7 protein-coding genes are annotated in these 7662 nt (G+C 62.0%); 5 read left to right on the top strand and 2 right to left on the bottom strand.

Annotation, left to right across the window (positions count from 1 at the left end):
• Positions 1-494: 494 nt before the first annotated feature.
• The 4 genes from rpmH to yidC all read left to right on the top strand — a co-directional run bounded on the left by rpmH (position 495) and on the right by yidC (position 3256).
• On the top strand, positions 495-629 hold the full coding sequence (gene rpmH, locus NOX35_RS26610; RefSeq protein ID WP_003060014.1) for a 50S ribosomal protein L34: 135 nt from the start codon (positions 495-497) through the stop codon (positions 627-629).
• A gap of 64 nt (positions 630-693) precedes the next feature.
• Positions 694-1251 carry a ribonuclease P protein component gene (locus NOX35_RS26605; RefSeq protein WP_256495296.1) on the top strand — a complete coding sequence of 186 codons (558 nt, stop codon included), beginning with the start codon at positions 694-696 and terminating at the stop codon, positions 1249-1251.
• Positions 1248-1547, top strand: a complete 300-nt coding sequence (yidD, locus tag NOX35_RS26600; RefSeq protein ID WP_003064792.1) for a membrane protein insertion efficiency factor YidD — start codon at positions 1248-1250, stop codon at positions 1545-1547. Before NOX35_RS26605 ends, yidD begins: the two co-directional genes overlap by 4 nt.
• The gene (yidC, locus tag NOX35_RS26595; RefSeq protein WP_256495295.1) at positions 1544-3256 is read left to right on the top strand and encodes a membrane protein insertase YidC; all 1713 of its coding nucleotides are present in this window, start codon (positions 1544-1546) and stop codon (positions 3254-3256) included. The genes yidD and yidC overlap by 4 nt, the downstream gene beginning before the upstream one ends.
• A gap of 89 nt (positions 3257-3345) precedes the next feature.
• Here the strand turns inward: yidC and mnmE are convergent, their stop codons facing one another.
• Positions 3346-4773: a tRNA uridine-5-carboxymethylaminomethyl(34) synthesis GTPase MnmE gene (gene mnmE / locus NOX35_RS26590; protein ID WP_256495293.1), complete on the bottom strand. Its 1428-nt coding sequence runs from the start codon at positions 4771-4773 to the stop codon at positions 3346-3348.
• Positions 4774-5054: 281 nt separating this feature from the next.
• Here mnmE and NOX35_RS26585 point away from each other — a divergent pair, with 281 nt between their 5' ends.
• Complete coding sequence (locus NOX35_RS26585; RefSeq protein ID WP_003064782.1) at positions 5055-7364, top strand: NADP-dependent malic enzyme; 2310 nt, start codon at positions 5055-5057, stop codon at positions 7362-7364.
• Positions 7365-7432: 68 nt separating this feature from the next.
• Here the strand turns inward: NOX35_RS26585 and NOX35_RS26580 are convergent, their stop codons facing one another.
• Positions 7433-7582: a hypothetical protein gene (locus NOX35_RS26580; protein ID WP_182285115.1), complete on the bottom strand. Its 150-nt coding sequence runs from the start codon at positions 7580-7582 to the stop codon at positions 7433-7435.
• Positions 7583-7662 lie beyond the last annotated feature (80 nt).

The raw sequence follows: 7662 nt of genomic DNA, 5'->3' as shown, positions 1-7662 counted from the left end.
TGTCAAAAGTCTAATTGTGGATAGGAGGAACAGTTGCGGGGTTGGTATTGTAGCTTTTGCGGAAGTTATCCACAAAATATCAGAAGGCTGTCCCCGACTCCGGTGCGCTATAGGCTGCACATCCTAATAGATCGGCAGCCTGCTGTTTGTAAAGAATCTCCGGGCCGTGCAGGTGCTTGACGGGATACCCCGTGAGTCCTTAGCAAATTCAAGGGTCATTGCATCAAAGGCGCAACGCTGTGATAATCCCCGGTTTCCCTGAATGTGTTCAGGGTGATATGAGCCGGGCGCCTTTTTTGTGCGCGCGCGCCCAGTTGCTTTAGGCGCTGTGGCGGGTGCTTTGTTCCGTTTGTTGCCTTCTGGTCCGATGACATGCACGGCATGTGAAAAAATATCGGATTTGGCGGTGACAGTGTGCGGCGCAAAACCGGAATGGTCGGGCGCAAACATGGCGCCTTGCCGACGCAAATACTGAACCTTCTCAAGGAACCAACATGAAACGTACTTACCAACCTTCCAAGATCCGCCGCGCCCGTACCCACGGTTTCCTGGTCCGCATGAAGACCAAGGGTGGCCGTGCCGTGATCAACGCACGTCGCGCCAAGGGCCGCAAGCGTCTGGCCGTCTAAGGCCGGCGTTGGCTAGCGGTCTGCTCATTCGCTGCGCTGAAGGCCTCTGAACGGAGGCTCTCCTATGCAAAGGCTGAAAACGCGTCCGCAATTCCAGGCCACCATGTCCGCGGGCACGATTGCCCGTACCCCGCACTTCGCCCTGCATCGCATGGAGCTGGTGGCCGAGGTTCCCGACATGGTTGCCAACCCCAGGACAGGGCCCGGATCGAACGATCCGCAGGCCCTGTTTGGCATTGGTGCCGTGCGCAAGCAGGCCTGGCTGGGTGCCATGGTGCCCAAGCGCTGGGCACGCCGCTCGGTCACGCGCCACACCATCAAGCGCCAGATCTATGCGGTGTCCTCGGATTACGAAGACGCCCTGCTGTGTGCTTCCTATGTGGTGCGCCTGCGCTCGGGGTTTGACCGTAAGCAATTCGTCAGTGCAACTTCTGATCAGCTCAAGGCAGCGGTCCGCAAGGAACTGCAACAGCTTTTTGCGACCGGGGCGCGCCGCCTGACGCAGGCCCGTCAGGTCGCTGAGGCGGAGGTGGATTTGAAGAAAAATTCACCTCAGGCCACTGATGGTAGAGCGCAAGAAGCTACTGATTCAATAGCTAATCAGCCGGAGAACCAGCCATGATGCAGCGACTGCTCATGGCTGTAGTGCGTGGCTACAGGCTGCTGCTCAGTCCCTGGCTGGGCTCGGCCTGTCGCTTCGAGCCGACCTGCTCGGCCTATTCCCTTCAAGCGCTGGAGCAACACGGCGCTGCGGTAGGCTCTTATCTGACGGTGCGCCGGCTGGCGCGTTGTCATCCGTGGTGTGACGGAGGGCATGATCCCGTGCCACAGCAAAAGCCCAGGCTGTTTTCCTTTCTGGACGATGCCTCGGACTCTTCCGCGACCACCCAACCTTCCTCACCTAAGAAGTCTTCATGAACGATATTCGCCGCACCATACTGTGGGTGATATTTGGCTTTTCCATGGTTTTGCTCTGGGACAAGTGGCAAATCCATAACGGCAAAAAGCCCACCTTCTTCCCATCGCCGCAGACGGTCAGCGCGCCTGCTGCGGCTGATGTCAAGCCTGCTGACGTCAGCGTGCCCCAGCCCGCCGCTGCCGCCTCTGCTGGCGACGTGCCCGGTGCTGCCAATGCCGCAGCTCAGCCCGCGGCAGCCGCGACGCCCCGTCAGGACGTGATCGTGGGCAGCGATGTGATGCGCCTGACCTTCGACAGCGAAGGCGGCACGCTAAAGGCTTCCGAGCTGCTCAAGTACTCCGACACCGCGGATGACAAGAAGCTCATGCAGGTGTTCGAGGAAAATGCCAAGCGCGTCTACCTGGGACAGACCGGCCTGATCGGCGGCAACTTCCCCACGCACAAGACTCCCATGACCGTGATGCCCGGCGAGCGCGAGCTCAAGGACGGTCAGGACAGCGTGCAGGTGCGCTTCGAGTCCGCCGATCTGGGTGGTGTGAAGCTGGTCAAGACCTTCACGCTCAAGCGCGGCTCCTATGCCGTCGATGTGCAGCACGATGTGGTCAACACCGGCTCTGCCGCCGTGAACCCCCAGCTGTACATGCAACTGGTGCGCGACGGCAACAAGCCCGAGCATGAGTCCAGCTTCTATTCCACCTTCACCGGTCCGGCTGTCTATACCGAAGCCAAGAAGTACCACAAGGTCGAGTTCAAGGACATCGAGAACGGCAAGGCCGAAGTCGACAAGGCATCTTCCAATGGCTATGTGGCCATGGTGCAGCACTACTTCGCCAGCGCCTGGCTGCTGGCCGACGGCATCCAGCGCGACAACTTCGTGCGCAAGGTGGGTGACAACCTCTACGCCGTGGGCATGATCACGCCCGTGGGCACCGTGGAGCCCGGCCAGACCAAGACCGTGAGCTCGCGTCTGTTCTCCGGCCCTCAGGTCGAGCCCATGCTGGAAAAGCTCTCGCCCGGTCTGGAACTGGTCAAGGACTATGGCTGGCTGACAATTCTGGCCAAGCCTCTGTACTGGCTGCTGTCGGAACTGCACAAGTTCATCGGCAACTGGGGCTGGTCCATCGTGGCCCTGGTGGTGCTGCTGAAGATTGCCTTCTACTGGCTCAACGCCAAGGCCTACTCCTCGATGGCCAAGATGAAGGCCATCAACCCCCGCATTCAGGAAATGCGCGAGCGTCTGAAGGACAAGCCCCAGCAGATGCAGCAGGAGATGATGCGCATCTACCGCGAGGAGAAGGTCAACCCCATGGGCGGCTGCCTGCCCATCGTCATTCAGATCCCTGTCTTCATGGCTCTGTACTGGGTGCTGCAGTCCAGCGTGGAAATTCGCAACGCGCCCTGGATTGGCTGGATTCACGACCTTTCGGTGCCGGATCCCTTCTTCATCCTGCCGCTGCTGATGACTCTGTCCTCGCTGCTGCAGACTGCCCTGAACCCCGCTCCTCCTGACCCCATGCAGGCCAAGATGATGTGGATCATGCCGCTGATGTTCAGCGTGATGTTCTTCTTCTTCCCCTCGGGTCTGGTGCTGTACTGGCTGACGAACAACATTCTGTCGATCGCTCAGCAGTGGATCATCAACAAGCGCATGGGCGTGCCGCCTCAGTTCAACCTGCCCAAGTTCGGCAAGGCTGCCGAAGGCAAGTAAGCACGGCGCCAGTGCCAACAAGAACGCCACCTGAGAAGGTGGCGTTTTTTTATGCCCGCTCGAACAAGGCGGCGGGCCTGCCTGCTGCCTTACTTGCCGATGCAGAAGCTGGAGAAGATCACCCCCAGCAGGTCGTCGGAGCTGAATTCGCCGGTAATCGAGTTCAGCGACAGCTGGGCCAGGCGCAGCTCCTCGGCCAGCAGGTCCAGATGGGCGGATGGCGCCGCCAACTGCTCGTCGGCCATCTCCAGGTGGGCATCCACGGCCTGCAGGGCTTCCACATGGCGGGCGCGGGCCAGGTACAGGCCTTCGGGGGCGGATTGCCAGCCCGCCACTTCCAGCAGCCGCTTGCGCAGCGCATCCAGGCCATCGCCGGTACGGGCCGACAAGGCGATCTGCTCGGCATTGAGCAGGGCGGTGTGGCGGGACTGCACGTCGGCAGCCGCCATATCGGTCTTGTTCCAGACATGGATGACCGGCACCTGCGCGGGCAGCTTGTCCTGCAGGGTGCGGGCGATATCGGCATCGGCCGCCGCATAGTCGGCCTGTTCCACGCGGGTCAGGTCGTGCAGGAAGAGCACGGCATCGGCCGCTGCAATCTCGTCCCAGGCACGCGCAATGCCAATGCGCTCCACCTCGTCATCGCTGTCACGCAGGCCTGCGGTGTCGATCACATGCAGGGGCACGCCCTCGATCTGAATCGTCTGCTGGACCTTGTCGCGCGTGGTTCCGGCAATCGGGGTGACGATGGCCAGCTCGGCCCCCGCCAGTGCGTTGAGCAGCGAGCTTTTGCCCGCATTGGGCTGGCCGGCGATCACCACCTTGATGCCTTCGCGTAGCAGCGCGCCCTGGTGGGCGCGTGCCAGCACGGCAGTGACCTGGGCGCGCAGGCGCTCCAGCTGGCCAAAGGCGTCGGCCTTCTGCAGAAAGTCGATTTCCTCCTCGGGGAAGTCCAGCGTGGCTTCCACCAGCATGCGCAGATGCACCAGGGCATCGCGCAGCACATGGATTTCCTGCGAGAAGGCTCCCGACAGCGAGCGGCTGGCACTGCGTGCGGCGGCTTCGGTGCTGGCATCGATGAGGTCGGCAATCGCCTCGGCCTGGGCCAGGTCGATCTTGTCGTTGAGAAAAGCGCGCTCGGTGAATTCGCCGGGCTGGGCCAGGCGCAGCCCAGTCAGCACCGGCTTGCCATCTTCATTGGCGCTCTGGGCCGCTTCCAGGCAGCGCGCCAGGAGCAGTTGCAGCACCACAGGGCCGCCATGGGCCTGCAGCTCCAGCACATCCTCGCCCGTGTAGCTGTGCGGGCCGGGAAAGTAGATGGCCAGGCCATGGTCTATGGGCGAGCCGTTCGCATCCCTGAAAGGCAGATAAGTCGCTTCGCGCGGTTTCAGCTCCTTGCCGCAAAGCGTCCGTACCAGCGCAGCAATGCCTTTGCCGGAGACTCGCACAATGCCAACGGCTCCGCGCCCGGGGGCGGTGGCGATGGCGGCAATCGGGTCGTTGTGGCGGGGCAGCATGGGCAGGAGCTTTCAGAGAGGCAGGCAAACAAAGGTCAGCAAGAATCATATCTCTGTGCTCTATGCATTATTTGCATAATGCTATGATTTCGTTTGCATCGTTATTGAACAGTCATGGCTGTTTGACCTTAAACGCCGAGCTGCAACCCCTCTTTTTTTGATAGCGCTCGGCCTACAATCCAAAATCCGATTTCATCGTCCGCAAGAGCACAGGGGCCGGGTAATGTGCCCATAGAGAGTCCTTACTGCGGATGACTTACTTTGCGAGCTGGAGACCGCTGATGTCCGATACCAAGCCCATTACCTCGATTGACAAACGTGCGTTGCTGCGTCAGGCGGCACTGGAGTATCACGAGTTCCCCAAGCCCGGCAAGGTGGCCATCACGGCAACCAAGCCCATGGCCAATCAGCATGATCTGGCTCTGGCTTACTCGCCCGGCGTGGCTGCACCCTGCGAGGAAATCGTCAAGGACCCCGCTGCGGCCTTCAAATACACCAGCCGCGGCAATCTGGTGGGCGTGATCTCCAATGGCACGGCGGTGCTGGGCCTGGGCGACATCGGCGCGCTGGCCTCCAAGCCGGTGATGGAGGGCAAGGGCGTGCTGTTCAAGAAGTTCGCCGGCGTCGATGTGTTCGATATCGAAATCGACGAAAAGGACCCGCAAAAGCTGGTCGACGTGATTGCTGCCCTGGAGCCCACCTTCGGCGCCATCAACCTCGAAGACATCAAGGCACCCGAGTGCTTCTTCGTGGAGCGCGAGCTGCGCAAGCGCATGAACATTCCCGTCTTCCACGACGACCAGCACGGCACGGCCATCACCGTGGCAGCCGCCATGGTCAATGCGCTCAAGGTAGCGGGCAAGAAGATCGAAGAGGTCAAGCTGGTGGCGTCGGGTGCCGGCGCCGCGGCTCTGGCCTGCCTGAACCTGCTGCTGGAAGTGGGCCTGAAGCGCGAGAACGTGTTCGTGACCGACATCGCCGGCGTGGTCTATGAGGGCCGTACCGAGCTGATGGACCCGGACAAGGCACTGTTTGCCCAGAAGACCGAGTTGCGCACGCTGGGTGAGGTGATCGAGGGCGCCGACGCCTTCCTGGGCCTGTCCGCCGGCAACGTGCTCAAACAGGACATGGTCAAGAAGATGGCGGCCAGGCCCATCATCTTCGCGCTGGCCAACCCCAACCCGGAAATCATTCCTGAAGATGTGAAGGCGGTGCGCGACGATGCCATCATCGCCACGGGCCGCACGGACTACCCCAACCAGGTCAACAACGTCCTGTGCTTCCCCTACATCTTCCGTGGTGCGCTGGACTGCGGTGCGACCACCATCACCACCTCGATGGAGATCGCCTGCGTGCACGCGATTGCCGCGCTGGCCCAGGCCGAGCAGTCCGAAGAAGTGGCTGCCGCCTATGTGGGCGAGGTGCTGAGCTTCGGCCCCGAGTACCTGATTCCCAAGCCCTTCGATCCGCGCCTGATGCTGATCGTGGCACCCGCCGTGGCCCAGGCTGCGGCCGAAGCCGGTGTGGCCAAGCGCCCCATCCAGGACATGGATGCCTACCGCGAGCATCTGAAGACCTTTGTCTACGCCTCCGGCACCATGATGAAGCCCATCGTGCATGCCGCCAAAAAGGCCACCAAGAAGCGCGTGGCCTATGCCGAGGGCGAGGAAGAGCGCATCCTGCGCGCGGCCCAGATCGTGGTGGACGAACGCATTGCGCGCCCGACACTGATCGGCCGTCCCGCCATCATTGCCCAGCGCATCGAGAAGTTCGGCCTGCGCATGAAGGAAGGTGCCGACTACGACGTGGTCAATGTCGAGCATGACGAGCGCTACCGCGACTTCTGGCAGAGCTATCACCGCATGACGGAGCGCAAGGGCATCACCGCGCCCATCGCCAAGATCGAAATGCGCCGCCGCCTGACGCTGATCGGCTCCATGCTGCTGCACAAGGGCGAGGTCGATGGCCTGATCTGCGGTACCTGGAACAACACCAATGTGCACCTGAACTACATCGATCAGGTCATCGGCAAGCGCAGCGGCGTGGCCACCTATGCCTGCATGAACGGCCTGCTGCTGCCCGAGCGTCAGGTGTTCCTGGTCGACACCCACGTCAACTACGACCCCACGGCCGAGCAACTGGCCGAGATCACCATCATGGCTGCCGAGGAAATGATGCGTTTCGGCATCAAGCCCAAGGCTGCGCTGCTGAGCCACTCCAACTTTGGCTCCAGCAACCAGCCCAGCGCCATCAAGATGCGCCAGACTCTGGAGCTGCTGCGCGAGCAGGCGCCCTGGCTGGAAGTGGATGGCGAAATGCACGGCGATGTGGCTTTGGACGGCAAGGCCCGCGCCAAGCTCATGCCCAACAGCACGCTGCTGGGTGATGCCAACCTGCTGGTCTCGCCCAATATCGATGCCGCCAACATCAGCTACAACCTGCTCAAGCAGGCTGCTGGCGGCGGCATCGCCGTGGGCCCGGTGCTGCTGGGGGCTGCCAAGCCCGTGCATGTGCTGACTCCCAGCACCACGGTGCGCCGCATCGTGAACATGACGGCGCTGACCGTGGCCGACGCCAACGTCAGCCGTTAATCGCGCGCCAAAGCAAAAGCCCGCCTTGCAGCAAGCAGGGCGGGCTTTTTTGTGCCTTGCGGCGGGGCTTACCAGGTACGGCTGACGCCTGCGTCCACCGTGCCGAAGATTTCCACGCCGCCGGAGCCGCTGGAGCTGGAGGAGGCCGGCATGGTGCCGGAGCAGGCCGTCAGCGCCAGCGTGGCGGCGGCTGCGGCCAGGGAGAGCCATTTGCGCATCTGATTTCCTTGTCCGCATCCATTGCGGCTTGTGGCCCCATGGTAGCGGGCCCGGGATACCCTGCCGTAACAGCTTGTTA

The sequence above is a fragment of the Comamonas sp. C11 genome (genome assembly GCF_024496285.1).
GTDB lineage: Bacteria > Pseudomonadota > Gammaproteobacteria > Burkholderiales > Burkholderiaceae_C > Comamonas > Comamonas testosteroni_F.
This window is presented reverse-complemented; position numbering and strand designations above follow the sequence as displayed.

What these genes read in the sequence shown, in the direction of transcription:
- mnmE (WP_256495293.1), bottom strand. Translation starts at nt 4,773, where the DNA reads ATGCTGCCCCGCCACAACGACCCGATTGCCGCCATCGCCACCGCCCCC.
- yidD (WP_003064792.1), top strand. Translation starts at nt 1,248, where the DNA reads ATGATGCAGCGACTGCTCATGGCTGTAGTGCGTGGCTACAGGCTGCTG.
- NOX35_RS26605 (WP_256495296.1), top strand. Translation starts at nt 694, where the DNA reads ATGCAAAGGCTGAAAACGCGTCCGCAATTCCAGGCCACCATGTCCGCG.
- yidC (WP_256495295.1), top strand. Translation starts at nt 1,544, where the DNA reads ATGAACGATATTCGCCGCACCATACTGTGGGTGATATTTGGCTTTTCC.
- rpmH (WP_003060014.1), top strand. Translation starts at nt 495, where the DNA reads ATGAAACGTACTTACCAACCTTCCAAGATCCGCCGCGCCCGTACCCAC.
- NOX35_RS26585 (WP_003064782.1), top strand. Translation starts at nt 5,055, where the DNA reads ATGTCCGATACCAAGCCCATTACCTCGATTGACAAACGTGCGTTGCTG.
- NOX35_RS26580 (WP_182285115.1), bottom strand. Translation starts at nt 7,582, where the DNA reads ATGCGCAAATGGCTCTCCCTGGCCGCAGCCGCCGCCACGCTGGCGCTG.